General features: G+C 73.7%; 22 protein-coding genes. 13 read left to right on the forward strand and 9 right to left on the reverse strand.

What is annotated here, in order from left to right; translation table 11 throughout:
• Nucleotides 1–58: 58 nt before the first annotated feature.
• Entirely contained in the window at nt 59–424 is a 366-nt protein-coding gene (locus OH807_RS40340) for a darcynin family protein (protein ID WP_406210217.1), read from the forward strand.
• A gap of 52 nt (nt 425–476) precedes the next feature.
• Here the strand turns inward: OH807_RS40340 and OH807_RS40345 are convergent, their stop codons facing one another.
• On the reverse strand, nt 477–2483 hold the full coding sequence (locus OH807_RS40345; protein WP_406210220.1) for an ABC transporter ATP-binding protein: 2007 nt from the start codon (nt 2481–2483) through the stop codon (nt 477–479).
• 698 nt (nt 2484–3181) lie between these two features.
• On the opposite strand from OH807_RS40345, the gene OH807_RS40350 reads away from it, so the two are divergent.
• The 4 genes from OH807_RS40350 to OH807_RS40365 all read left to right on the forward strand — a co-directional run bounded on the left by OH807_RS40350 (nt 3182) and on the right by OH807_RS40365 (nt 6035).
• Nucleotides 3182–3685: a GNAT family N-acetyltransferase gene (locus OH807_RS40350; protein WP_406210222.1), complete on the forward strand. Its 504-nt coding sequence runs from the start codon at nt 3182–3184 to the stop codon at nt 3683–3685.
• Between the two features lie 224 nt (nt 3686–3909).
• The gene (locus OH807_RS40355) at nt 3910–4782 is read left to right on the forward strand and encodes a heavy metal-binding domain-containing protein (RefSeq protein ID WP_406210225.1); all 873 of its coding nucleotides are present in this window, start codon (nt 3910–3912) and stop codon (nt 4780–4782) included.
• Between the two features lies 1 nt (nt 4783).
• Nucleotides 4784–5650 carry a heavy metal-binding domain-containing protein gene (locus OH807_RS40360; protein WP_406210227.1) on the forward strand — a complete coding sequence of 289 codons (867 nt, stop codon included), beginning with the start codon at nt 4784–4786 and terminating at the stop codon, nt 5648–5650.
• On the forward strand, nt 5643–6035 hold the full coding sequence (locus tag OH807_RS40365; protein WP_406210230.1) for a hypothetical protein: 393 nt from the start codon (nt 5643–5645) through the stop codon (nt 6033–6035). Before OH807_RS40360 ends, OH807_RS40365 begins: the two co-directional genes overlap by 8 nt.
• A gap of 250 nt (nt 6036–6285) precedes the next feature.
• On the opposite strand, the gene OH807_RS40370 is transcribed toward OH807_RS40365, so the two are convergent.
• Nucleotides 6286–7035, reverse strand: a complete 750-nt coding sequence (locus OH807_RS40370; RefSeq protein ID WP_406210233.1) for an SDR family oxidoreductase — start codon at nt 7033–7035, stop codon at nt 6286–6288.
• A 94-nt stretch (nt 7036–7129) separates the two neighbouring features.
• On the opposite strand from OH807_RS40370, the gene OH807_RS40375 reads away from it, so the two are divergent.
• Nucleotides 7130–7537 carry a winged helix-turn-helix transcriptional regulator gene (locus OH807_RS40375; protein ID WP_406211439.1) on the forward strand — a complete coding sequence of 136 codons (408 nt, stop codon included), beginning with the start codon at nt 7130–7132 and terminating at the stop codon, nt 7535–7537.
• 70 nt (nt 7538–7607) lie between these two features.
• Here OH807_RS40375 and OH807_RS40380 read toward each other — a convergent pair whose 3' ends face one another.
• On the reverse strand, nt 7608–8459 hold the full coding sequence (locus OH807_RS40380; RefSeq protein ID WP_406210236.1) for a LysR substrate-binding domain-containing protein: 852 nt from the start codon (nt 8457–8459) through the stop codon (nt 7608–7610).
• 81 nt (nt 8460–8540) lie between these two features.
• Between OH807_RS40380 and OH807_RS40385 the strand changes: the two genes are divergently transcribed.
• The 4 genes from OH807_RS40385 (at nt 8541) to OH807_RS40400 (ending at nt 12366) form a co-directional block, all read left to right on the forward strand.
• A complete protein-coding gene (locus OH807_RS40385; RefSeq protein ID WP_406210239.1) occupies nt 8541–9476 on the forward strand; it encodes an MBL fold metallo-hydrolase in 936 nt (311 codons plus the stop codon).
• A gap of 60 nt (nt 9477–9536) precedes the next feature.
• Nucleotides 9537–10319 carry a hypothetical protein gene (locus OH807_RS40390; RefSeq protein ID WP_406210241.1) on the forward strand — a complete coding sequence of 261 codons (783 nt, stop codon included), beginning with the start codon at nt 9537–9539 and terminating at the stop codon, nt 10317–10319.
• A gap of 279 nt (nt 10320–10598) precedes the next feature.
• On the forward strand, nt 10599–11963 hold the full coding sequence (locus OH807_RS40395; RefSeq protein ID WP_406210243.1) for a M64 family metallopeptidase: 1365 nt from the start codon (nt 10599–10601) through the stop codon (nt 11961–11963).
• A 22-nt stretch (nt 11964–11985) separates the two neighbouring features.
• Nucleotides 11986–12366, forward strand: coding sequence for a hypothetical protein (locus OH807_RS40400; protein WP_406210246.1), 381 nt, complete (start codon nt 11986–11988; stop codon nt 12364–12366).
• Between the two features lie 53 nt (nt 12367–12419).
• Here the strand turns inward: OH807_RS40400 and OH807_RS40405 are convergent, their stop codons facing one another.
• A complete protein-coding gene (locus OH807_RS40405; protein WP_406210249.1) occupies nt 12420–13439 on the reverse strand; it encodes an ArsR family transcriptional regulator in 1020 nt (339 codons plus the stop codon).
• 170 nt (nt 13440–13609) lie between these two features.
• Between OH807_RS40405 and OH807_RS40410 the strand changes: the two genes are divergently transcribed.
• Both OH807_RS40410 and OH807_RS40415 read left to right on the forward strand, forming a co-directional pair.
• On the forward strand, nt 13610–14881 hold the full coding sequence (locus tag OH807_RS40410; protein ID WP_406210252.1) for an MFS transporter: 1272 nt from the start codon (nt 13610–13612) through the stop codon (nt 14879–14881).
• A 129-nt stretch (nt 14882–15010) separates the two neighbouring features.
• Nucleotides 15011–15505, forward strand: a complete 495-nt coding sequence (locus tag OH807_RS40415; RefSeq protein WP_406210255.1) for a hypothetical protein — start codon at nt 15011–15013, stop codon at nt 15503–15505.
• A gap of 166 nt (nt 15506–15671) precedes the next feature.
• On the opposite strand, the gene OH807_RS40420 is transcribed toward OH807_RS40415, so the two are convergent.
• The 5 genes from OH807_RS40420 to OH807_RS40440 form a co-directional block, all read right to left on the reverse strand.
• Entirely contained in the window at nt 15672–18794 is a 3123-nt protein-coding gene (locus OH807_RS40420; RefSeq protein WP_406210258.1) for a discoidin domain-containing protein, read from the reverse strand.
• Between the two features lie 439 nt (nt 18795–19233).
• Nucleotides 19234–20097: a ketose-bisphosphate aldolase gene (locus OH807_RS40425; RefSeq protein ID WP_406210261.1), complete on the reverse strand. Its 864-nt coding sequence runs from the start codon at nt 20095–20097 to the stop codon at nt 19234–19236.
• A gap of 30 nt (nt 20098–20127) precedes the next feature.
• Nucleotides 20128–21045 carry a 1-phosphofructokinase family hexose kinase gene (locus OH807_RS40430; protein ID WP_406210263.1) on the reverse strand — a complete coding sequence of 306 codons (918 nt, stop codon included), beginning with the start codon at nt 21043–21045 and terminating at the stop codon, nt 20128–20130.
• Entirely contained in the window at nt 21042–21200 is a 159-nt protein-coding gene (locus OH807_RS40435) for a hypothetical protein (RefSeq protein ID WP_406210266.1), read from the reverse strand. Before OH807_RS40435 ends, OH807_RS40430 begins: the two co-directional genes overlap by 4 nt.
• Nucleotides 21197–22081 (reverse strand): SIS domain-containing protein, encoded by an 885-nt coding sequence (locus tag OH807_RS40440; RefSeq protein ID WP_406210269.1) that lies wholly within the window; start codon nt 22079–22081, stop codon nt 21197–21199. The genes OH807_RS40435 and OH807_RS40440 overlap by 4 nt, the downstream gene beginning before the upstream one ends.
• Nucleotides 22082–22574: 493 nt before the next feature.
• Between OH807_RS40440 and OH807_RS40445 the strand changes: the two genes are divergently transcribed.
• Nucleotides 22575–23840, forward strand: coding sequence for an extracellular solute-binding protein (locus tag OH807_RS40445; RefSeq protein ID WP_406210272.1), 1266 nt, complete (start codon nt 22575–22577; stop codon nt 23838–23840).
• Nucleotides 23841–24030 lie beyond the last annotated feature (190 nt).

A 24030-nucleotide genomic window follows, 5' to 3' on the forward strand; every position in this document is an offset into this window, starting at 1 on the left:
GCGCCGGGCGCATCGGCACCCCTCACCACTCGCCCCCCGTCACCCCGGAGACACCCTGATGCCCGCCGAGAAGACCGAAGCGCCCGTCACGGCGTTCATGCTCGTCAAGACGACGCCCGAGTGGCTCGCCCTGACCGTCCAGGAACGCCTGGACGCCTTCACCACCCAGGTCCTCCCCGCGATCGAGGCCAGGACCACCGGTGTCCGGTCGCGCTTCTACGACACGGAGTTCTACTCCGCGCGGGTCACCGACATCTGGGTGTGGGAGGCGGACGACCACCACGCCTACCAGCTGCTCGTCGACGCCCTGCGCGAAACCCCCTTCTGGGACCGCTACTTCGAGGTCGTCGAGCTGCTCGTCGGCACCGAGAACGGCTACGCCCGCACGTACGGCCTCGAACCCGTCGCCACCGTCGCCACCTGAGACACCGCCCGCCCGGGTCGGCGGGCCGGGCCGGTCGGCACGTCGAAGTCGATCACAGGTCGCTCCCCTCGTTCCGGTCCGTGCGGTCCGTCCGGTCCGTGCGGTCGGTCCGGTCCGTGCGGTTCCCGTCGTTCCCGTCGGCGGCAGCGCTCCGCGGGGCGGGGATGCCGGTGCGCTCGTTCTGCAAGTCCCACAGCTCCCGGAACCGGCCGTCCACGTCGGCCACCAGCTCGGCGAAGGTGCCCTCCTGGAGGACCTTGCCGTCCTCCAGGACGACGATCCGGTCGGCGACGGCCACGTTGGTGAGCCGGTGGGTGACCAGGACGACCGCCCGCTCCCGTGCGACGGCCCGCAGGTTCCGGAAGATCCGGTGCTCGGCCCGCGGGTCCAGCGCCGCGGTGGGTTCGTCCAGGACGAGCAGCCCGGCCTCGCGGTGGAAGGCGCGGGCGATGGCCAGCCGCTGCCACTGCCCTCCGGAGAGCTCCTCGCCGCCCATCCACTCCACCGCCAGCAGCGTGGACAGGCCGCGACGGAGCTTCGCGACGACGTCGGCCGCCCCGGATGCGTCGGCGGCGCGCAGCACGGCGGCGTCGCCCTCGGCGGTCGGCTGGCCCAGCGTGATGTTCTCCCGGCAGGTCAGCGGCCAGCGCGCGTAGTCCTGCGGGACGACCGCGACCTGGCGCCACAGGGCGTGCTGGTCGAGCTCGCGGGTGTCGCGTCCGTCCCAGCGCACCGAGCCGCGGTCGGGCAGGTAGAGCCCCGCCAGGAGCTTCGAGACGGTGGTCTTGCCGGATCCGTTCTCGCCGACCAGGGCCAGGATCTCCCCGCGGTCGACGTGCAGGCTCACCCCGTCCAGGGCTTTGCGGTCGGAGGCGGGGTAGGCGTAGCTGAGGTCCTCCACCGTGATCCGGCCCGGTGCCCCCGGTGTGCCGGTGCCGCGCTCGGGCCGGTGGCCGCCGGCGGTGTCGAGGAAGCTCGACCAGTCGTCCAGGTACATTCCGGTGCGGAAGAGGTCCGCGCCGTACCCGACGATGCCGTGCAGGCTGCTGCCGACCGCGGCGAGGGCGAACACCGCCGCGCCGCCGCGCGGCAGGCTCATCCGGCCGGTGCTGACCAGCCACAGCATCGCCGCCCACACCAGTGCCGTGCCGAGACCGGAGGCGGCGGCGCCGACCACCGACACCCGGGCGCTCTGCAGTGCCGCCCGCCGCGAGCCGGCGTCCAGGCGGCGGCCGACCTGCTCGTACTTGTCGAGCAGGAAACCCCCCATGGTGTCCGAGCGGACCTGGTCGGCGTTGCCCTTGAGGTGGATGTACCAGCGCAGGTTCGCCAGGACGCGCCGGTCGGCGATCGCGGCCCGGTTCGCGAGGAACTGCACCCGGGCCGCCTGCACGGAGGCGATCCCCTGGGGCAGCGCGGCGAGCACCAGCAGGGGGAGGAGCGCCGGGTGGAGCACCGTCAGCACGCCCGCGGCGCCGACGAGGGAGGCGAGGGAGGCGAGCAGGTTCTGTGCCTCCCCGACGATGTCCACACACACCTCCGCGCCGCGGTCGGCGGCCTCCAGCTCGTCGTTGTAGCCGGCGTGGTCGTAGGCGGTCAGCTCGGCAGCCACCGTCGCGCGCAGCACCGCCGCCTCCGCCTCCCGGGAGATGCGCGGCGAGAGGTGGAGGGTGACGGCCCGGATGGCGATGCCGAGCAGGGAACGGGCGCCGGCCGCCGCCGCGATCACGAGGATCGAGGGTGCGGCGTGGGCGAGCTTGTCACCGACCTGACCCGGGGCGAACAGGGCCGAGACGGTGCCGGTGGTCGCGAGCAGGCCGGCCGCGCCGAGCACGGCGGACACGGCCTGGCAGGCGAGCAGCAGTGCGACGGAGCCGCGATCGATGCGCCAGCCGAGCCGGAAGGCGCGGACGACGAGCGCGGGCAGCCGGCGGGCCATCGCGCGGACGCTGATCGCCTCGATCGTCTCGACACGGCGCCCGTCGGCGAGCCACCGCAGCTCCTCGTCGGGGGCGTCGGTGTTGTCGGGCTCGTCGGCGGGTTTCGTCGTGGTGCTCACGGGCGTGCCTCCTCGTGCGGTGCGCGGGCCGGCGGGGCCGACGGGGTGGGGAGAGTGGTCACGGATCCTCCGGACGCAAGGCGGTGCGCGGGCGTGCGGCAGCGCCGAACCGGGCCGAGGCAGAGTCCAAGTAGGCCTGCTGTCAGCAGAGTTGGCGGAGCAGTCACGGGCGGGGGGTGTCCGATGATGGTGCTGTTCGAGCGCGGCGTTCAAGCGGATTACCTCTGGGCGAGCCCGGGTCGAACACGGACTTTTCGAGCACCCTGCGGTGCTGCCGGGAGTGTCCGGCGGCGAGCCGCGAACCCAAGCGGGGAGGGGTGGAGCCCAGTGCGCAGGCGGCGAGCGCGCGTTCGAGCGGAGCTGTCGGGGCAGCTCCGGGCCGGTGGCGGACGCCTTGGCGGGGGAGGAGGCCGGGCTGGGGGCGGCCGTCGTCGGATTCACCCGATCGGCTGGTCGGCTGTCCAGCAGGTTTCGGGCGGCGGCGGGGGCGGGCGGCGGGACGTGCGGCCGGAGTGGGTGGCAGGGGTGTGCGGCAGCTGGTCGGCGGGGCTGCGCGGCGACAGATCGGTGGGCGGGGGCCGGGCTTTCGGGCCTTCGGGTCCGGTCCCGCCGCCGACCGGTGCTACCAGCCGCCATCACCGGCCGCCGGTGCCCGGCCCGGCCCGTCCGCTGTCAGCGGCTCCCGGTAGCGTGCAGGGATGGGAAGGACCGTCACGTACCTGGAGATGAACGGCCCCGGCGAGCTGAAGCCCGGCCGGGTCGTGCCGGGGTTGGGGCTTCGGCGCGAGGCGGGGCTGTCGGCGCTGGCCCGCTCGGTACAGGCCCGGGTCGGTGCGGCCTACGGCTGGCGCAGTTCGACGCGCTCCGCCGAGGAGTGGCAGGAGCTGGCGCGGGCGCACCCGCACCGCCAGTACTGGATGATCGGACTGGCGGGCGAGCCGGCCGGGATCGCCGCGCTGGAGCCCCACCCCGGCGGGGACGTGGAGATCCGCACCTTCGGACTCCTGCCGGAGTACGTCGGCCGCGGGCTCGGCGGGCACGCCCTCACGCTGGCGCTCCAACAGGCCTGGACGACCGAACCGCTGGAGGCGGAGAGCGTCCGCAGAGTGTGGCTGCACACCAACTCCGACGATCACCCGAGCGCGCTCCTCAACTACCGGAGCCGGGGCCTGCGCGTCTACCGCACGGAGGTCGAGGAGTAGCCCGGTGACGCGCACGGAGTCCGCCGGGACCGCCGGGGGCGAGGCCCCGGGCCACCGGTGCGGACGCGCGTCGGCGCCGCAGCCCTGCTCAACGGTCAGGACGCCGGGCGGGAGGGTCCGTTGAAGTCCGCGATCTTCGATTCGCCGGTTCGTTCGATGACATAAGCTGCCGAACGCCGACGCGATCCGCGCGGTGAGCCGAGAGGTCGATGGCGCGGGGGGCGATGACACACCGACAGGATGCTGGTCCGCCGGGCACCGCTGCCATCGGGACGGCGGGGCCGCGGGCCGCCAACACCTGGGATTCGACGCTGTCGGCGGAGGAGCTCGCCGCCGTCGAGGGTGTCGGATTCGATCCGGTCGGGCAGGTGCTCGGTACGGCCGTCTTCAACCTCGGGTACACCGGTGTCTGGGGCTGCCCCGGCGCGTGGTCCGCCGAGGACGGCGTGAAGGCGCCGTCCTCCGCGTGGGATTCGTCCTACGCGCCGCTGGTGAGGACGCTGTACGCGGCGCGCAGGCTGGCACTCGCCCGCGCGGTCGCCGAATGCGCGGCGCTCGGCGGCGACGGGATCGTCGGGGTGAGGCTGCGGGCCGAGGAGTTCCCGGCAGGGGGCCTGGAGTTCACCGCGTGGGGCACCGCCGTCCGGGCCCGTTCCCGGATCCGGCCACGCCTTCCCTTCACGTCGCACCTGAGCGGGCAGGACTTCGCCAAACTCCTGCACTCCGGCTGGGTGCCCACCGGTCTCGCCCTGGGCATCGCCCTCGCGATCCGGCACGACGACTGGCGCACCTCCCGGCGGATCCGCTGGACCGCGGGGAACCAGGAGATCGACGGCTACACCCTGCTGATCAACCACGTCCGCCACGATGCCCGGAACCGACTCGCCCTCGATGCGGCGAAGCACGGCGGCGACGGGGTGGTGCTCGACGAGGTGGAACTGACGGTGCGCGAGAGCGAGTGTCCGGCGTTCGGGTACGCGCGCGACCTCGGCGCGGAGGCGGTACTCGTCGGCACTTCCATCACCCGGTTCGGCCGCTCCGGGCGGCCCGCCGGGCCCGGGCCACTGACCATCATGAGACTGGAGCGCGAGGGCTGACATGACCGAGCGAACGGGGAAGGACCAGGCCGGACAGGCCGGGCGGCCGGGGGCGGTGGGCGGCGTGCCCGAGGACGCGATGCGCCGGCTTGCGCAGCTCGCACCGGGGGAGAAGGGCTCGCTCTTCACCTCGGACCTGACGGTGAACGAGTTCCTGCTGGTGCGCGAGGCCGGGTTCCGCCCGCTCGGCCTGGTCCTCGGCTCCTCCGTCTACCACGTCGGCATCCAGCTCGGCCGGTGGTCGAAGAACCAGGAGCTGACCAAGCTGTCACAGGCCATGTACCACGCGCGCGAGCTGGCCATGGGCCGGATGGAGGCCGAGGCGAGCGCACTGGGGGCGGACGGGATCGTGGGCGTCCGGCTGGACATCGAGTTCAAGGAGTTCGGCTCGGACATCGCCGAGTTCATCGCGGTCGGCACGGCGGTGAAAGCGGACGGTGCGGACCCGGGACCGGGCGGCAGCTGGCGCAACAACAAGGGCAAGCCGTTCACCTCGGACCTCTCCGGCCAGGACTTCTGGACCCTGATCCGGGCCGGATACGCCCCCCTGGACCTGGTCATGGGCTCGTGCGTCTACCACGTGGCGCACCAGCGCTTCGCCCAGGTGCTGAACACCGCGGGCCGCAACGTCGAGATAGCCGAGTTCACCCAGGCGCTCTACGACGCACGCGAGCTGGCGATGAGCCGCATGCAGGCGGAGGGGCAGGCCCTGGAGGCCGAGGGGATCGTGGCGGTCCAGCTGCGGCAGCACTCGCACAGCTGGGGAGCGCACACCACCGAGTTCTTCGCCATCGGGACGGCGGTGCGCCCGCTCCGCGACGACCACGTCATCGACCGGCCGACCATGGTGCTGAGTCTCGATGCCTGAGCGGGACGTTGATCTGCTGGCCGCGGCGCTGCGCCAGGACAGCGCGGACCTCACCCTCTACGCCGCCGTGCTGTCGGCGAATCTCGCGGACGCGCTGCCGCCCGGCGCCGTGCGTGTCAGGCGCAGGCGGTCCGTCGCCGACCGGGTGGCCGGGCGCGAGGGCGCGGTCGCCGAACTGGACGTCACGCTCGGGGAGCAGCGGCTCTCGCTGCGGCTGGACGGGGGCCGGGTGGCCGGCGAGGTCTGCCACGAGGTGCGCGGCATCGTGCTCTCGCGGCGCCACGTGGGCCTGGACGAGTGGATCGACGCCCTGGCCGGCGCCCTGGCCGACGCCGCGGCCTCGAACGCCCGCGCCCGCGAAGCCGTCCAGCGCTTCCTCACCTGACTTGACCTGAGCCGACCCGACGGCGAGGGCGACGGGGCGCTCGATGCCGCGATCCGGGGCCGCCTGGACCAGTACCGGGCCACGTCGCCCCGGCGGGCCTGGACCCGGCGCACGGTGCCGGCCCTTGCCGCGGGTCGCGCGCTGCACCGGAGGGGCTCGGCGGCCGCGTCCGACGGGAGGCCGCTGCGTTGCGGGCCGGGCCGGGCCGGGGCTCGGTCCGGCCGGGAGGGCCTGGCCATGGGGCGGGTCGTCAGCGCATGCCGCCGGAAGCGAGGATGACGTCCCCGGTGATCCAGCGCGCGTCGTCGGAAGCCAGGAAGGCCACCAGCGGGCCGTAGTCGTCCGGGGTGCCCGTGCGGCCCAGCGGGGTGCCGGCGATCGCCTGTGCTTCCTGGGCCGAGCCGGGGAATCCCATGGCCCGGGTGCCCTCGGTGTCCGACGGTCCGGGCATGATCGCGTTGACCCGGATGCCGCGCGGGCCCAGCTCCTTGGCGGCCACGATGGTGAACGCGTTGACCGCGCTCTTGGACGCGACGTAGAGCGAGGCGTACGGCGGGTGGGTGAGCGTGCCGGCCGTCGAGACGTTGATGATCGACGCGGCGCCGATGTCGTCCTGCGCGGCCAGGGCCTGCGTGGTGAGGATCGTCCCCAGCAGGTTCGTGGTCATCTCGCGCTGGAACTCCTCCTCGGTGATGCCCGACAGCGGCGCGAAGGCGGCGACGGCCGCGTTGTTCACGAGCACCTCGACCGGTCCGTACTCCTCGCGCGCCCGGTCGAACAGATGGCGCACGTCCTCGGTGCGGGCCACGTCCGCCCGGACGGCGATCGCCCGGCCGCCGTCGGCGGTGATCCCCGCGACGACCCGCTCGGCGCCCTTCGCGTCCTCCCGGTAGTTCACCACGACGGCCGCGCCGGTCCCGGCCAGGGCCTTGGCGATCCCCGCACCCAGCCCCTTCGACGCGCCCGTGACGATCGCCGTACGTGCGTTGTTGCTGCTCACAGTGGTTCCTCCGAACGATGGTGCCTGTGGAAGTCACCGTAGGAAACGCGGTTACTACTGGGAAGTACCTACTTTTTTGTAAGCTCGTGCCGTGATGGATACTCAGCAGGTCGCGACGGCCGCCCGGCTCCTGGCTCACGACACCTTCGACAACAAGTGCGCGCTCAGGCCGATCATGGACCGGACGACCAGCCGCTGGGCGACGCTGATCATCTCGGCCCTCATCGCCGGCCCGCACCGATTCGCGGAGCTGCACCGACGAGTGGGTGGCATCAGCCAGAAGATGCTGTCGCAGAACCTCAGGGACCTGGCCCGGGCCGGGCTCGTCGACCGCAGTGTCGCGCCCACCAACCCGCCCCAGGTCACCTACAGCCTGACGGAACTCGGTGTCGGCCTGGCCGGGCCGCTGACCGAGCTCATCCAGTGGTTCGGCCGGCACGGGGACGAACTCCTCGCCGCGCAGGAGCACTACGACAGCCGGCAGGCGTCACCGCGCGGGTAACGGGCTGCTTCCTGCGCACGGGCGGCGCAGCTCAGCGGCGGAGGTCAGCGGCCCAGCTCAGTGGCGCAGGTCAGCGGCGGTGGGTGGCTGTCGCGATGCGGACGAACGAGGGGATGAGCGGGTTCGTGTCGCCCGCGTTCCACGCCACCACCACCCGGCTCGGCGCCATGTCGGCCAGCGGCACCGCGGTCAGCCCCTCGGGCATGTCGTGTCCGAGGGGGGTGATGCCGACCGTGCCGTTCCAGAGCACGGCCTGCCGGCATTCCTGGACGGCCCTCACCACCGGGCCCCCGCGGGTCGCGCCCCCGGCCCAGTACGACGCCCACAGCGGGTCGGTGCCGTCCGGGAACCGGAACCAGCGTCGGCCGGCCAGGTCGGCCAGGTCCAGGCAGGTGCGGGAGGCGAGGGGGTCGTCCGTGCGCAGCACCGCGCCGACCGGGTCGGTGCGCAACCGGCGTACGGTCAGGCCGGTTTCGTCGAAGGGTGCGCGGGTGAGGGCGATGTCGACCTGTCCGGCGCGCAGTCCGCAGGTGGGGTCGGTCAGGTCGGTCTCGCGGATGCGGACCTCGATGTCCGGGTGCCGGCGGCGGTGGGCGTCGGCCAGCCGGCGGGCGCTGAGGTCGGTGCCGTCGCCGAGGAGGCCGACGGTGAGGGTGGCGGGGCCGGCCTCGGCGGCGACGCGTGCGCGGATCCGGTCGGTGCGGTCGAGCAGGCTGCGGGCCTCGTCGAGCAGGACGGCTCCGGCGGGGGTGAGGGTGACGCCCCGGGCGGAGCGGTGGAGCAGGGTGGCGCCGAGCTCGGTCTCCAGCTGTTTGATCGCCCGGCTGAGCGGTGGCTGGCTCATGTGCAGGCGGGCGGCGGCCCGGCCGAAATGGAGTTCCTCGGCGACTGCGACGAAGTAGCGCAAGGTCCGGAGCTCCATGCTGCCACGATACCCGCACGGTATCGGGTGCGAACGGATCGGTCTTGGACGGCCGGGGTGGTGCGGCGGTGCAATCGAGGCATGAACGATGCACTGCTTCCCGACCCCGCCGTCCACGTGGCCGGTGCCCAGGAGATCGCCCCCGACCTGTTGGTGGTCCCCGACCGCGGGATCCCGCTGGTCCCCAACATCGGCATCATCGGCGGCACCCGAGCCGTTCTGGTCGTCGACACCGGTATGGGCACGGCCAACGCCGAGCAGGTCCTGGCCCTGGCATCGGAGGTGGCCCGGGGCCGGCGGCTGTACCTGACGACGACGCACTTCCACCCCGAGCACGCCTTCGGCGCGCACGTGTTCGGCGGCCGGGCCACCTATCTCGCCAACCGCGCCCAGGCGGAGGACCTCAGGACGAGGGGAGCGGGCTACCTGGAGATGTTCCGCGGCTTCGGCCCGCCGGTCGCCGACCGCCTCGACGGCGACGTCCGCGTGGTCACCCCCGACGTGGTCTACGAGGACGCGTACGCGCTGGACCTCGGCGGCCGAACCGTACACCTGCGGGCCACCGGCCGCGGCCACACCAGGGGCGACCAGGTGGTCGAGGTGCCCGACGCCGGTGTGCTGTTCACCGGTGACCTGGCCGAGAGCGGGCAGTTCGCGATCTTCCCCTGGTTCCCCCCGCACGACACGGACGTCTCCGGCACCGGTTGGCTGACGGTGATGGACCGGCTGGCGGCCGACGGGCACCGCACGGTGGTACCGGGCCACGGCCCCGTCGGCGGCCCGCAGATCCTCGGCGACGTCCGCGACTACCTGCGCGAGCTGCGCGACGAGACCTGGCGGCGGCTCGACTCCGCGACGGCCGGGAGCGAGATCGCGGCCGAGGTCCGGGCGGTGCTGATCGAACGGCACCCCGAGTGGACCGGACAGGAGTGGATCGAGAAGGGCGTCAGCTGCCTGTGCACCGAACACCCCGCCGCCGCCGCCGCTGCGGCTGCGGGTCCGGGCTCGGCAGGCTGAGGCATCCCCCCAGGTGGGCGGCGGTGCGGCGGGCCGGCCGGGCCGCCCTATGCTGGCGCCATGACTGAGCTCCCCGGCTTCGCCGTCCTGCTGGCCCGACTGCTGGAGCACCGGGGCGAGGCGCCCGCCGACCTGGCCCGCCGGGCGGGGGCCGCCGAGGCGGACCTGGCCGCGCTGTCGGCCGGCGCCGCGCCCGGGCAGGCGCTGCTGCGCCGCCTCGCACCCGCGCTCGGCCTGGACACCGCCGACCTGTTCGAGATCGCCGCCGTTCCGCTCCCGGAGGACCTCGCACCGGCCGGCGGGATGGCCACCACCTCCATCGTCGGCGTGGTGCGTTTCGGCAAGGCCCTGCCGGCCGACCGGCGGGCCGAACTCCGCGCCTTCGTCGCCTCCCTGCCGCCCGCCCGGCAGACCGGGCGGATCGAGGGACTGCCCGCCCTGGCCACCGATCCGCGGTCCCCCGGGAACCTGCTGATGCGGATGGTCGCCGCGCGCAACCTCGGCTGGACCGGGACGGCGAAGATCTTCCACCTGCTGACCGGCCGCTACTGGATGTCCACCGCCTACGGCCGGATCGCCTCCGGGGAGACGGCGCTGACCCCGGATCTGCTCACCGACTTCGCCCTCGTGCTCGGCCTGCCCCCGGCGGAGCTGGCGGCGCTCCTCGGCATGCCGCTGCCGCCGCTGCCGCCGCTGCCGTTGCTGCCGCCGGTGCCGGCGGGGTCACCCGGGCCCGACGAGTCCGCGGTGGACGCCGCCCTGCTGCTGCGCGGCCTGCGGCGGTTGGGCGTCGAGCAGCTGCGCGAGGCAGAGGACCTCGCGCGGGCGCTGCAGCCGGGCTGACCGCGCAGCGGCCCGCCCGGCCCGGGCCGCGGTCGCCCTCCGCCGGGCGGCCCCGGGTGTCCGGTGGGACGACGAGGGCGGCGTGTGAACCGTTCGTGGGGAGCGGGCCGTATCCATCGGTGGGGCGGTGACCGGGTGGTGTCGCCCGGTCAGCTCCGGCCCTGTGCGGCCGTGTTGGCCAGGGGGGCGGGTGTACGGCGCCTGCCCCGGCACCGCCCGGCACCGTCCGGTGCCGCTGGTCATCGCGCCCCGCCGCCCATCGATTCCGGAGAAACTCCCTTGCACCACAGCAGGTTCACCTCGGTCCTCCTGGCCGGCGTCACGACGCTGGCGGCCCTGGCCGTCGGCGCCGTGCCGGCCGTCGCCGCGCCCGCCGCGACGTCCGGGCCCTCCGCGCCGTCCGCCCGGCCCGAGCCGTCCGGCCCGGACGCCGTCACCGCCGCCCCGGACGACCAGGACGTCGAGGTCTTCGCCGAGGACGGCGCCATCAGCCGGGCCGAGGTCCCTGCGGCATCCCCGTTCGTCGCCGAGCCGTCGATGAGCGCGGCCGCCGCCGGGGACGGTGCCGTCACGAAGATCGTCAACAACGGGAGCACGGACAGCAAGCTGGACGTCGTCATGATCGGCGACGGCTACACCACCGCTGAGCAGGCGAAGTTCCGCAAGGACGCGGCCGCGAAGTGGAAGGACATCAGCGCCGTCGAGCCGTACGCCACGTACCGGAAGCTGTTCAACGTGTGGGCCGTGGAAGCCGTCTCCGCACAGTCGGGCGTCTCGGGGGACCCCAAGCAGGACACCGTCCGCAAGACCGCGCTCGGCTCGCACTTCTGGTGCAACTCCATCGAGCGGCTGCTCTGCGTGGACATCAACGCCGTCGACACCTATGCCGCCAAGGCCCCGCAGGCCGACCTCGTGATCGTCGTCGCCAACACCGCCAAGTACGGCGGCGCCGGCTACGGCAGCACCAAGTCACCGCTCGGGTACGAGGGCATCGCCACCGTGGCCGGCGGCAACGGCGCCTCCGGCCAGATCGCGGTGCACGAGACCGGCCACTCGCTCGGCAAGCTCGCGGACGAGTACGTCGCCGAGGGCCAGGAGCCCTACCGGGGCGCGGAGCCCCCGCAGCCCAACATCACCACCCTGACCGCCGACCGGATGCGCCAGGACAGGACGAAGTGGTACCGCTGGCTCGGCAAGGCCTCGCCCGACGGCGGCACCGTCGGCGCCTACCAGGGTGCCGGCAACTACCCGTCCGGCCTCAACCGGCCGACCGACAACTCCGTGATGCGCTCCCTCGGGCGCGAGTTCAACCTCCCCGGCCGCGAGGCGATGATCGCCGGCTTCTACCGGCACGCCTCCACCCTCACCAGCGGCACGCCCGTCACCACCCGGCTGAAGGCCACCGACAGCCTCACCGTCGACCTCCCGGTCTCCGGCACCAAGCTGCGCTGGTACCTCGACGGCAAGGAGGTGACGGCCCTGCGGGACCACAAGAAGATCGCTGTCGCCGACCTCGGCCCCACCGGACCCAAGCCGGCGGCCCACGAGCTCAAGGCCGTCGCGAACGACCCCACCCCGTCCGTCGTCGACCCGGCCCTGACCCCGGCCCTGACCCGCAGTCTGGTCTGGACCGTCACCCGCTGACCGACCCGCTGACTCACCCGGGGTGGATCCCCGCCGGGCGTTCGGCGAGGCCGCGGGGACGGTCGTCCGGAGGGTGCGCGCCCAGGTGCTGGTGCAGTCCCGCCCGCGCGGCGGGCACCGTGACGTTCCGTCGACACCGGCCACCGACGTCCTCTGGCAGGAACTCCGCGACCACGTGGGCTCCCTCCCGGCCCTGGAGCGTGAGCGGCTGGTCCGCCGCTCGCGGCGGGAGGGCCGGGCGGTGAACGGGACCCACCCGCCGACCCACCTGCGCATCGCGCTGCTGGACCACCGCCCCGCCGTCCCGGCCGCAGTCAGCGCGCACGCCGCCGAGTCCGCGGCCATCGACGCCGAACTCGCGCCGCACCGCACCCGGATCGGCCGCACCTACCTCGCCGGCTGAGCCACCGGCTCTCCCGGCGGCCCGGTGGAGTGCTCCGGCCCGCCGCCCTGCCCTCAGCGGCGTGGCGGCCGGACGCGGTCGGCCCCGGAGGCCGCCCGGGAGCCGAGCAGTTGGTCACCGAGCGGGCTGCGGCGGTAGAGGACCTGGCGGCCGTCGCGGGCGCGGGCGACGAGGCCGGTGGCGTGCAGGACGCGGAGGTGCTGGGAGACGGCGCTCGGGGTGACGTCCAGGCGGCGGGCGAGCTCGACCGTAGCGAGCGGCTCGTCGAGGAGCGCGAGCAGCCGGGCCTTGGGCGCGCCGAGGAGCGCCGCCAGGGCGGGGGAGTCGGGCACGGGCTCCGGGGACCACAGCGTCGCCACGCCACGGCACGGGTAGGACAGGGCCGGGGCGCCGTCGGGGCTGAGCGGGGGCGCGGGTTTGTGGGCGAAGACGGACGGGACGAGGAGCAGCCCGCGCCCGGAGGCGTCGACGTGGTGGCGGCTGATCATGTCGCTGATGTGCAGCACCCCGTCGTGCCAGCGCAGGTGCGGGTGCATGTCGGCGAAGAGCAGGCGCGCGCCGCCGACGGCCAGCCGGCGCGCGCGGTAGGTCATGTCGGCCTCCAGCAGGAGCCGCATCCGGGGCCAGGCCGGCCGGACGGCCAACTCCCAGTACTGCGCCAGGAGTTCGCAGACGGCGTCGCGTACCCGCGCGGGGGAGGCGACGGCGTCGCGCAGGGGTGCCGGGAGCGGGTCGGGGGCGTGCGTGGCGAGCAGGTCGCGCCGGACGGTCCCGGGGGCGGTCCGGCGGGCGACGGCGAGCTCCTCCTCGAAGGTGGGGGCGAAGCTCCCGGGGCGCGGCGTCAGGAAGTCGGGCAGTGTGCGCCGGGCGGAGACCAGGGAGAGCAGCAATCCGGTGTCCGGGCCGCCCGGATCGTCCAGGCGGCCGAGGACGCTCCGGCGCCACGGCAGGTGCAGCGCGGAGAGACCGGGCTCCCGGAGCACACGCAGGCTCACCACGGTCTCGTGCAGGGGCGAGAGGGCGAACCGGGTGTCGGCGAGGTCCTCGACACCCAGCCCGAAGCTGACGACCATGAAGCCCTACGCTACATCCCTTGGCGCGGGCCACCCCGGTGCCGTCGACTTGCCCGCATGACATCCGCAGCAAGCCCCGGCGCCGCGCGCCGACACCCCGGCCCCGGCCCCGGCCCAGGCGCCGACACCGGTACCGTACGCCGACGACCCGGCCCCGGCGGTGGTGCGAAATGAGCCGCCGTCTGCTCCTGCTCCTCTCGCTGACCAGCGCCCTCGGCGTGGGCAACCTCTACTTCCCGCAGGCGATCGTCCCGCTGGTCGCCGCCGGGCTGGGCACCCCGGCCGACCGCGCCACCCTGGTGGTGACGGCGGTCCAGATCGGCTACACGGCCGGGATCTTCCTGCTCGTCCCGCTCGGTGACCGGCTCCCCAACCGGCCGCTCCTGGTCACCCTGCTCACGCTCAGCGCCGTCGGGCTGCTGGCCGCCGGCTGCGCCCCGAACCTGCCGGCGTTGGTGGCCGCCAGTGTCTTCATCGGCGCCACCACGGTCGCCGCGCAGATCATCTCCCCGATGGCGGCCGGGCTGGTGCCGGCCGACCGGCGCGGGGCGGTGCTGGGCACACTGCTGAGCGGTTCGATCGGCGGCATGCTGCTGGCCCGTACCTTCGGCGGCACCCTCGGCGAACGACTGGGCTGGCGGGCGCCCTACCTGGTGGCCGGCGTGCTGGTGCTGACCCTCGCGGCGGTGCTGAGCCGGGCGTTGCCGGGCGGGGCCGCCGCCCCGCCGGCCACCAGGCAGTCGTACCCGAGCCTGCTCGCCGAACCACTGCGGCTGCTGCGCGCCGAGCCGGAGCTGCGGCGCTCCGCCCTCTACCAGGCGACGGTCTTCGGAGGGTTCTCCGCGGTCTGGACGTGTCTTCCGCTGTTGCTCGCCGAACCGGCGTACGGCCTGGGCGCCGAGGAGGTCGGCATGCTCGCACTGGTCGGTGCGGCGACCATGGTCTGCACCCCGCTCGCCGGTCGCCTGGTCGACCGGCGCGGCTCCGACCCGGTGAACCTGGTCTGCCTGCTCGGCACCCTCGGTGCCGCCGGGGTGCTCGCGGCGGGCGGCGGGGGCGGCACCCGGGGGCTGGCCGTCCTGGCGCTCGGCACGCTGTTGCTCGACGTGGCGATGCAGTCCGGCATGATCGCCAACAAGACCCGGGTCTACGAGCTCCGCCCCGACGCCCGGTCCAGGCTCAACACGGCCTACATGAGCGGTGGTTACCTCGGTGGCAGCGTCGGATCCTGGCTCGGCGTGCGCGCCTACGGCCGCGCCGGCTGGCCGGCCGTCTGTGCACTGGTCGCCCTGCTCGCCGCCCTCGCGCTGGCCCGCCACCTGACGGCGCACCGCCGCCGCCGGCGTCCGATCGCGCCGGCCGAGGGCACGTTGATCCCGGCCCCGGACCGCGACCGGGAGGCGACGCCCGCCGCCGACCGGGGCCGCCGGGCCCGGCAGTGACCGACGGTGTGGAGGAGCTGCCCCCTCCGGCCGACCGAGCCGACCGGGCCGGCCGTGCTGTGCGCGAGGGCTTCCGGGGGCGGTCCGGATCGGTCACCATGGAGGTCCGTCGGCGATCCGAGGACGAGGATGAGCGAGGGCGGGGACGTTCCGGACGGGCCACCGGCGCAGGTCGGACCCGCGCCGTGGCTGGTGGCGGGCTGTCTGGTCGGGCTGCTGCTGGCCTACGTCGTGCTGATGAACTTCACCGGAGAGCCGCGGGCGGCGCTGTGGGGCGTGCCCGGGACGGTGACCGGAGCCGGCTGCCGGACGTACGACAACACCGTGGCCAACGCGGGAACATCGACCGCCTGCTCGGGCACGTTCACCCCGGACGGCGGCGGCGCGTCGTTCGATGTCCCCGTCGAGGGCGAGGCCGGCTCGCGGCCGGTCCGCGCGTGGCTGGTGGACGGCACGTCCGGGACGGCGTACGTCTCACCGACGGTGTGGACGGGGGTGCTCCCGGTGGGGCTCTCCCTCCTCCTGGCCGGTCTGCCGGTGGCGGTGACGGTGGAGCACGCGCGCCGCGTCCGGGCACAGCGTCGTGGAGAGCGCCTTCGAGGATCGGATCCGGAGCAGGGTTGAGGCGATGGTGACGCCGGCCCGGCGGAGAGCGGCCGCGCAGGGGTGTCCGTCCCGTCGGCGGTGGACGGCCGTGGCGCGCCGTCCACCGGCGGGGCCCGGCGGCATGCGAAGGGCCGGTCCCGCTGCCCACCGGAGCGCTGGGCGGCGGGACCGGCCGTCGGCCGGGCTACGGGGTGGGCGTCCAGCGCTGGGCGCCGGTGGCGTTGCAGGTGGCGAGTTCGAGCTTGGTGCCGGAGGCGGTGCCGGCGCCGACGGGGGCGAGGCAGCGGCCGCCGTTCGTCAGGGTGCCGCCGTTGCCGAGCTGCCACTGCTGGCCGCTCGATCCGCCGCCGCAGGTCTGGACGGCGACCACGGCCGCGCTGCCGTCCAGGCAGGCGCCGCCGAGGCCGGTCAGGGTGCCGTCCGGCTGGAGGGTCCATCGCTGGTTGGGGCCGCCGTGGCAGCCGTAGAGGGTGGGTCGGGTGCCCGGGGTGCCGGCGCTGCCGGGCAGGTCGACACAGCTGGAGGACGCGGCGTTGACCAGTTCCACGTTGGTCGGCAGCGGGGTGGGCCGACCGGTGGCGGTGATCTCGGCGGCGCTGGTCCACGGGCCGCGGCCGCCGGCCTCGGTGAGGGCCCGCAGCCGTAGGTAGCGCCCGGTGGTCGGGCTGAAGGTGGCGGTCTTCGCACCGGCGGAGTCGGCGAAGGTACCGGTGGCGACGGGCGTCCCCCAGGTGGTGGCGTCGTCGGAGACGTACACCTCGTAGGCGCCGATCCGGCCGTTGACGCCGCCGTCCTGGCGCGGGAGGTAGGTCATGCCGTCGACGTTGTAGCGGGCGCCGAGGTCGATCCGGATCTCGTGCGGCAGCGGGGTCGTCCCGGTCGACCAGGCGGTGTGCCAGAGGGTCGCGGGGTTGCCGTCGAAGGCGTTGGCGGCCGCGCCGTTCTCGGCGGCGGTCTCCTGGCTGTCGGCGGAGAGGAGCTTCCAGCCGGCCTGCGGGATCGGGGTGGAGGAGGCCGGGATCGGGCCGCCGGCCGCGACGGTGACGCCGGTGGCGGTCACGGTGAACGCGCCGGACTTGCTGCCGGCCTTGATCCGGAGCACGCCCGAGCGGTCGGCCGGGTCGAAGTACCAGCCGGTGGCGGCGGCGTCGTAGGCGCTCTGCGAGGTGTACGCGGCGAGCGGGCTGCCGTCGACCGAGACGGCGGTGGGGGCAGAGGCCGCGTGCACGCTGAACTCGTAGCCGCGGGAGGCCGGCTTGCCGGTGTAGGAGCCGGTGGCGGCACCGACGTCGATGGCGACCGTGCCGGTGCCGGAGGTCGGTGCGGTGACGTTCACCGGCTGGGTGGCGGAGGCGCCGTTCTGGTAGGCGCGGGTGATCCCGTCGTCCTCGTAGAGGGTGAAGGAGGAGTTGCCGCGGGCGTAGACGTCGTACGTCAGGGTGGAGACGGGCTTCTCCCCGGTGTAGTTCATCTGCGGCCACATCGGGACGATGCCGCCGCCCTTGACGAACAGGGGCAGGGTGTCGAGCGGCGCCGCGTAGCCGTTGAGCCAGCCCGGGCCGTTGTACGCCTTGCCGGTCCAGTAGTCGGTCCAGGTGCCGGCGGGCAGGTAGATGCCGTCCCGGGTGGCGGTGTCGGTGACCACCGGGGCGACCAGCAGCGAGTCGCCGGCCATGAACTGACCGCTCGTCAGGTTGCCGCGGGCGACCGGGTCGTCGGGGTACTCCAGGACCATGGCCCGGGTGGAGGGCACGCCGGTCTGCGCGGCGGTGTGGCTCATCGTGTACAGGTACGGCATCATGCGCATCTTGAGCTGGAGGTACTTGCGGTTGATCGACAGGTACGGCTCGGAGAAGCGCCAGGGCTCCTTGTCGTTGTACCCGGCCGAGGGCGCGGTCGGGCCCCAGCCGGACATGGTCATGAACGCCGGGGTGAAGGCCTTCCACTGGAGGTCCCGGACGTAGGTCTGCGGGCTGCCGCCGAAGATGCCGTCGACGTCACCGGAGGCGTAGTTGAGGCCCGACAGCCCGGCGCCGGTGATGGCCGGTACGTGCCAGCGCATGGCGTCCCAGGTGCCGGAGGTGTCGCCGGTCCAGACGACGGCGTTGCGCTGCGTCCCGGCCCAGCCGTCCACGGTCCACACGTAGCGGCGGGCGTCGGAGTTGTCCTCGATGCCCTTGACGGCCTGCTGGACGCCGTCGAAGGCGTACTTGTAGCCGCCGCCGATCCAGGCGACGTCCGTCTTGACGCCCCGGCTGCCGGCGGTCGCGACCTCGTCGCCGATGTTCGACAGGCCGGTGGACGTCCACAGGCCGGTCCGGAAGCCCTTGGCCCTGAGCCCGGCCACCGAGCCGGCGAGGTCGGTGTAGCCGCACCCGTAGCCGTCGTTGGGCAGGAACCAGCCGGACGGCATGTCGGCGTTGCGGGCGTCGGCCGCGTAGCCGGTGACGTCGGGCGTCGTCTGGTGGCGGACGCGGTCGTGGTCGCCCTGGTAGGTCGGGTTGGAGGCGTTGAAGCAGTCGGCGTTGCCCAGTTCGAAGCCCCACATCGGCGCCAGGAAGGGCTTGCCGGAGACGTCGGTGTAGGCGTTCAGCAGGCTCTTGGGGGAGTCCCCGACGACGTACCAGGCGTCGAACCGCTTCTCGTTGTGCGTGAACGATCCCGGTGCGCCGAAACTGTAGCTGCCCGGGGCCCAGGTGTTGCGCATGACGCCGTAGCCGTTGGTGGACATGTAGAACGGCGCGGGGCTGGCGTTGTCGTTCTCGCGCCAGGTGTTGCTGACCGAGATCGGCACGGTCTTGCCGCGCAGGGCCCACTCGCCCAGCCGCAGGCCGGTGCCGTAGAACTGCTCGTCGGCGCCCTGGGTGAGGTACTGGGTGGTCTGCGAGGCCGTCCAGCTGGTGGGCTGGGTCTCCTGCCAGACCGGCGTCGTGTTGTCCGCCCGGTAGAGGGCGAAGCGCAGCGGTGACTTGTTGACCCGGACGGTCAGCGAGGCGGTGGTGATCCGGTAGTAGGTGCCGGCGTCGGAGTAACTCGTCACCACCGGGCCGAAGTCGGTCTTCACGGCCAGTGCGTTGCCGGCGGGGTCGTCGGTGAAGGCGCCGGTGGGGGAGAGCCAGATCCGGAAGATGTCGGCCCGGGCGACGACCACCCGCGCCTTGGCCCCGCTGGACGTGGTCACCGTGTAGGTGCTTCCGGACTGCGTGATCCCGGTGGCGTTGCCGGCGGTCGAGGCGGGTGCCGCCGCCGCCGGGCCGGCGACGGAGAGCACCGCCCCGACCAGTGCGGCGACCAACCCGGCGGCCAACGGCCGCCTCCCACCCCATCGTTCCCACCAGCGTGTTGTGTTGCGTGGCATGCGACGTCCTTCGTAGGAGGAGGTCCGACCCGGTCGCCGAGAGCGACGGGTGACTGGCCGAGTGGGCAGCGTAGGCATGACACCACTCACGAAAAGTGCAGTCAATAGTTTGAACATGCTCGCAACAACGATGGTTGAGTCAGAAACACGCAGATGCGGACCGCTCGGGCCGCGGGGTGCGCGGGTGCAGCCTGCTGCGGGGCCACATTCCCGGGCCGATGCGGTGCGGGAGCCCGGCCGGGCGGGCGATGTGCCCGAGATGCGGGGGAAGCTCTGCAAGATGCTGGCCGAAGGGCCGGCGGATCATGCATGTTCGCTCATCTGATGCGTCAGGGCGACCACGGGCCGTCCGATCGCAGCCACCGGCCGCGGGCCGCCCGACCCCGGTTCAGGCGGCGGACGCGGCGGTGACGACCCGCATGAGCCGGCCGACCGTGTCGGCGACGGCCCGGCGGCCGGCCGCCAGGTAGGGCCGTGGGTCCACGGCCTTCGGGTCGGCGGCGAGTTCGGCCCGGATCGCCCCGGTCATCGCGATGCTCAGGGCGGTGCCGATGTTGACCTTGCCGATGCCGCCGGCGACGGCCCGGCGGAGTTCGTCGTCACCCACGCCGGAGGAGCCGTGCAGCACCAGGGGGACGGGCACGGCTCCGTGCAGCGCGGCGATCAGCGAGTGGTCGAGCACGGCGTCGCGCGAGGTCATCGCGTGCGAGCTGCCGACGGCCACGGCGAGCGCGTCCACCCCGGTCTCCTCGACGTAGCGCCGGGCCTCGTCGGGGTCGGTCCGGGCGCCGGGGGCGTGGGCGTCCAGCGGGCCGGCACCGTCCTTGCCGCCGACCTCGCCGAGTTCGGCCTCCAGCCAGAGGCCGTTGGCGTGGGCCCACTGCGCGGCCCGGCGGGTCGCGGTGACGTTCTCCCCGTAGGGCAGGTGCGCGGCGTCGAACATGACGGAGCCGAACCCGCAGTCGGCGGCCTTCCTGAGCAGTTCCCCGCTCTTCACGTGGTCCAGGTGCAGGGCGACGGGCACGGTGGCGGCGCGCGCCGCGGCCACGGCGGCGACGCTGATCGAATCCAGCCGGCCCGCCCGGAACTTGACGGCGTTCTCGCTCAGTTGGAGGACGACCGGCTCGTCGAGGGCCTCCGAGGCGCTGATGACGGCCTCGATGTGTTCGAGGGTGATGACGTTGAACGCGGCGACCGCGCCGCGGCGGGCGGCGGCCGCGGCGACGAGTTCGCCCGTGCTGCTGAGGGGCATGGCGGGTTCCTTCCTCGGGAGTACGGCGGGTCAGGCGGGGACGACCTGGACCCGGGTGAGGTAGCGCTGGTACTGCTGCTGGTCGAACCGGCCCGCGTAGGGGGCGTGGACGGTGGCGGCCGACAGGGCGACGGCGTGGCTCAGCGCCACCGGCAGCGGGGCGCCGTCCGCCAGGGAGAAGGCCAGGGCGGCCACGGCGGCGTCCCCGGCCCCGGTGGGGTTGCCGCGGATCTCGGCCGGCGGGGTCAGGAAGGCCCGCCGGGCCCCGGCCGGGGTGACGGCCAGCAGCCCGTCGGGCCCGAGCGACGCGACCACCGTCCGGGCTCCGGCGGCCAGCAGTTGCCGCGCGGCGGCGAGCGGATCGTCGAGGCCGGTGGCCTCCCGCAGCTCGGCGGCGTTGGGCTTGATGACGGTCGGCCGGGCCCCGAGGGCCTCGGTGAGGGCGGGCCCGGCGGCGTCGAGGACGACCGGGACGCCGCGTTCGCGGGCGAGCCGGACGAGTCCGGCGTAGGCGTCCGGCTGCACACCGCCGGGGAGGCTGCCGGACAGCACCAGCGCCCGGCTGCCGGGCAGCAGGCCCGCCACGGCCAGCCGGAGGGCCTCCCACTCGGCGGGGGACAGCTCCGGGCCGGGCTCGTTGAGCAGGGTGGCGTCCTGCTCGTCGACGACCGCGACGGTCCGCCGGGTGACGCCCCCGGCGAGGGGGACCGGCAGGCCGGACAGGCCCGCGCGGCCGAGGTCGGCCTCGACCGCCGCGCCGGTGGCGCCGCCGAGCGGCAGGACGGCCGTGGTCGGGCGGCCCAGGGCGTGCAGGACCCTCGCCACGTTGACGCCCTTGCCGCCGGCCTGCTCGTGGACGGCGTCCACCCGGTGGCTGGTGTGCGGCCGCAGCCGGGGGAGGGCGTAGGTGATGTCCAGGGCGGGGTTCGGGGTGACGGTGAGGATCACGACGGAGCTCCGCCGTCCGCCGCGGCGCCGGTGGCGAGGGCGCTGGCGCCCCCGGTGGCGAGGGCGGTGGCGCCCCCGGGGGCGGGGACGGGGGCGGGAGCGGGGGCCGCCGGACCGGGGGAGACCGGTACGACGGCGTGCGCGGCCGCGGTCACGCGTCGGCGAGGATCACGGAGCGGGTCAGGTGGCGCGGCCGGTCCGGGTCGAGGCCCTTGGCCGCGGCGACGGCGACGGCGAGGCGGTGCACGCGCACCAGCTCGGCCAGCGGGTCGAGCCGGCCCTCCACCCAGTGGGCGCCGGTCGCCGCCACCTGCTGGGACAGGCCGGCCGGAGCCTCGCCGAACATCCAGGTGAGGGTGGTGTGCGCCGCGATGCTGATGGGGCCGTGCCGGTACTCCATGGCGGGGTAGGACTCGGTCCAGGCCAGCGCCGCCTCGCGCATCTTCAGGCCGGCCTCGTTGGCCAGGCCGACCGTCCAGCCGCGCCCGAGGAAGGTGAACTGGGTGCGGTCGACCAGCCCGTCCGGCAGCGGCTCGGTCAGGGCGCGGCGGCCGTCCTCCTCCACGGCCTCGGTGTGCAGGCCGAGGTGCGCGCGCAGGAGGGTCAGGGCGGTGGTGGCGAAGCGGGTCTGGACGACCGACTGCTCGTCGGCGAAGTCCAGGACGACGACGTCGTCGGCGAGTTCCATGACGGGGGTGTTCGGGTCCGCCGTGACGGCGAGGGTGCGGGCCGTGCCCTTCAGGGCCGCCAGCAGCTCCAGGACCTCCGTCGTGGTGCCGGACCGGGTCAGCGCGATCACCCGGTCGTACCTACGGGTCCGCGGGTACTCCGAGGCGGCGAACGCGTCCGTGACCCCCTGTCCGCCCGACTCCCGGAGTGAGGCGTAGGCCTGACCCATGTACAGGGACGTCCCGCACCCGATGATCGCCACCCGCTCACCGGCCCGCGGCAGGACGTCCTGCCGGTCGGCGGCGAGCCCGGCCGCACGGTGCCAGCAGTCGGGCTGGCTGGCGATCTCGGTCTCCACGTGCGTCATCTGGCGCCTCCATGCTGATCGTTTGATTGAAACTGCTCTACCTACGCTTCATTCAAGCACTTGTGAGCAATCATGGATAGTCACGGGCTCCGGGATCCCGCAATCGCGGCGGTGGCGGCCGCCCAGTGGTTGATTGACATTGATTGAGGTGTGGCTCGACCGGGCGTGGGTGCGTGGTGAGTCGGGTAGGGCCACGAGGCGTGCTGTGCGACACCGCAAGGGTCGCCCGCAGGTCTCGCGTTGGCCACAGCCTGGCAACGACCTCTAGCTCTCGTGGCTCGCACAATGAACACTGAGCCCGCAGAAGACGCCAAATAATGCTTCAAACCTGCTAGGTTTGAGCATCTTCACGCAGCACCCCTGGCGCCATCCAGTAGCTGCCGTCGGGCCGGTGCGCCTGGCAGCGGCTCTCCCCCACAGCCCGGACGTGCTGTTCCGAGGTCAAGAAATCCCGTCCGGCCCCGGCCGGGCCCGGGGCCCGAGGAGACCACCCATGAAGAACCGTGCACTCACCCTCATCACCGCCTGCACGATCGGCGCGCTCGCCCTCACCGCCTGCGGCAGCGGCGGCGGCAGCTCGTCGGGCGGACCGGTGACCCTCAAGCTCGTCGCGGCCGACTACGGGGACAAGGCCGGCAACAGCTCCAAGGCCTACTGGGACGACGTGGCCCAGCGCTTCACGGCGGCCAACCCCACGATCAAGGTCGACGTCCAGGTCATCAACTGGAACGACATCGACAAGCAGGTCAAGACGATGATCCAGAGCGGCAACGAGCCGGACGTCCTGCAGACCGGCGGCTACGCCGACAAGGTCGCCGACAAGCTGCTCTACCGTGCGGACGAGGTGCTCTCGACGGGCACCCGGGCCAACATCATCGACACCTTCGCCACGGCCGGCCAGGTCGACGGCGTCCAGTACGGCATCCCGTTCGTCTCCTCGGCCCGCGCCTTCTTCTACAACAAGGCGCTCTTCGCCCAGGCCGGCATCACCGAGGCCCCCAAGACCTGGGACGACGTCAAGAAGGACGCCCAGCTGATCAAGGCCAAGGTCCCCGGTGTCACGCCGTACGGCCTCCCGCTCGGCCCCGAGGAGGCCCAGGGCGAGAGCCTGATCTGGGAGCTCGGCAACAAGGGCGGCCTCACCGACGACTCCGGCAACTACACCCTGAACAGCCCGGCCAACGTCGAGACCTTCCAATGGCTGAAGGCCAACCTGGTCGACCCCGGCCTCACCTACGCCAACCCGGCGAGCACCGACCGCAAGACCGCGTTCGCGGACTTCGGCGCAGGCCGGACGGCGATGCTCAACGGCCACCCCTCGCTGATCCAGATGGCGGCCGACGGCAAGGTCGACTACGGCGTCGCGGCGATACCCGGCAAGGACGGCGCGCTCAAGTCCACGCTCGGCGTGGCCGACTGGACGATGGCCTTCAAGAAGAACGGTCACCAGGCCGAGATCAAGCAGTTCCTCGACTTCGCGTACAGCAAGGAGAACACGCTGAAGTTCGACGAGCTCTACAACCTGATGCCGGTCACCGAGGACACCCTCAAGGAGATGACCTCCAGCGGCAAGCACAAGGACCTGGAGCCCTTCTTCGCCCTGCTCCCGCGGGCGGCCTTCTACCCGCTCGGAAAGACCAGTTGGGACACCGTCTCCGCCGAGATCAAGAAGAGCGTCGGCACCGCGGTCAAGGAGGACCCGGCCAAGGTGCTGGGGGACTTGCAGTCCAAGGCCAAGGCCGCGGCCGACGACAAGTAGCCGAGACAACTAGCCGAGACAACTAGCCGAGACAAGTAGCCGACCGGCCCCGGGGCGTACCGGCGGAGCCCGCCAGGTCCGCGCGACTCCGCCGGCACGCTCCCGCCGCGGGGCGGCGGTGCGCCCCGACGCATCCCCGCCGCCCCGCCCCCACCCTCCCGCTTCGTGCGGCGCCCCGCCGTACACGACC

The organism is Kitasatospora sp. NBC_01560, from assembly GCF_045208415.1.
In the GTDB taxonomy this organism is placed as follows: Bacteria; Actinomycetota; Actinomycetes; order Streptomycetales; family Streptomycetaceae; genus Kitasatospora.

Bases quoted from the DNA above. Each gene is read 5' to 3' on its own strand.
- OH807_RS40340 (WP_406210217.1), top strand. From the start codon at position 59: ATGCCCGCCGAGAAGACCGAAGCGCCCGTCACGGCGTTCATGCTCGTC.
- OH807_RS40350 (WP_406210222.1), top strand. From the start codon at position 3,182: ATGGGAAGGACCGTCACGTACCTGGAGATGAACGGCCCCGGCGAGCTG.
- OH807_RS40355 (WP_406210225.1), top strand. From the start codon at position 3,910: ATGACACACCGACAGGATGCTGGTCCGCCGGGCACCGCTGCCATCGGG.
- OH807_RS40360 (WP_406210227.1), top strand. From the start codon at position 4,784: ATGACCGAGCGAACGGGGAAGGACCAGGCCGGACAGGCCGGGCGGCCG.
- OH807_RS40365 (WP_406210230.1), top strand. From the start codon at position 5,643: ATGCCTGAGCGGGACGTTGATCTGCTGGCCGCGGCGCTGCGCCAGGAC.
- OH807_RS40375 (WP_406211439.1), top strand. From the start codon at position 7,130: ATGGATACTCAGCAGGTCGCGACGGCCGCCCGGCTCCTGGCTCACGAC.
- OH807_RS40380 (WP_406210236.1), bottom strand. From the start codon at position 8,459: ATGGAGCTCCGGACCTTGCGCTACTTCGTCGCAGTCGCCGAGGAACTC.
- OH807_RS40385 (WP_406210239.1), top strand. From the start codon at position 8,541: ATGAACGATGCACTGCTTCCCGACCCCGCCGTCCACGTGGCCGGTGCC.
- OH807_RS40390 (WP_406210241.1), top strand. From the start codon at position 9,537: ATGACTGAGCTCCCCGGCTTCGCCGTCCTGCTGGCCCGACTGCTGGAG.
- OH807_RS40405 (WP_406210249.1), bottom strand. From the start codon at position 13,439: ATGGTCGTCAGCTTCGGGCTGGGTGTCGAGGACCTCGCCGACACCCGG.
- OH807_RS40410 (WP_406210252.1), top strand. From the start codon at position 13,610: ATGAGCCGCCGTCTGCTCCTGCTCCTCTCGCTGACCAGCGCCCTCGGC.
- OH807_RS40415 (WP_406210255.1), top strand. From the start codon at position 15,011: ATGAGCGAGGGCGGGGACGTTCCGGACGGGCCACCGGCGCAGGTCGGA.
- OH807_RS40425 (WP_406210261.1), bottom strand. From the start codon at position 20,097: ATGCCCCTCAGCAGCACGGGCGAACTCGTCGCCGCGGCCGCCGCCCGC.
- OH807_RS40440 (WP_406210269.1), bottom strand. From the start codon at position 22,081: ATGACGCACGTGGAGACCGAGATCGCCAGCCAGCCCGACTGCTGGCAC.
- OH807_RS40445 (WP_406210272.1), top strand. From the start codon at position 22,575: ATGAAGAACCGTGCACTCACCCTCATCACCGCCTGCACGATCGGCGCG.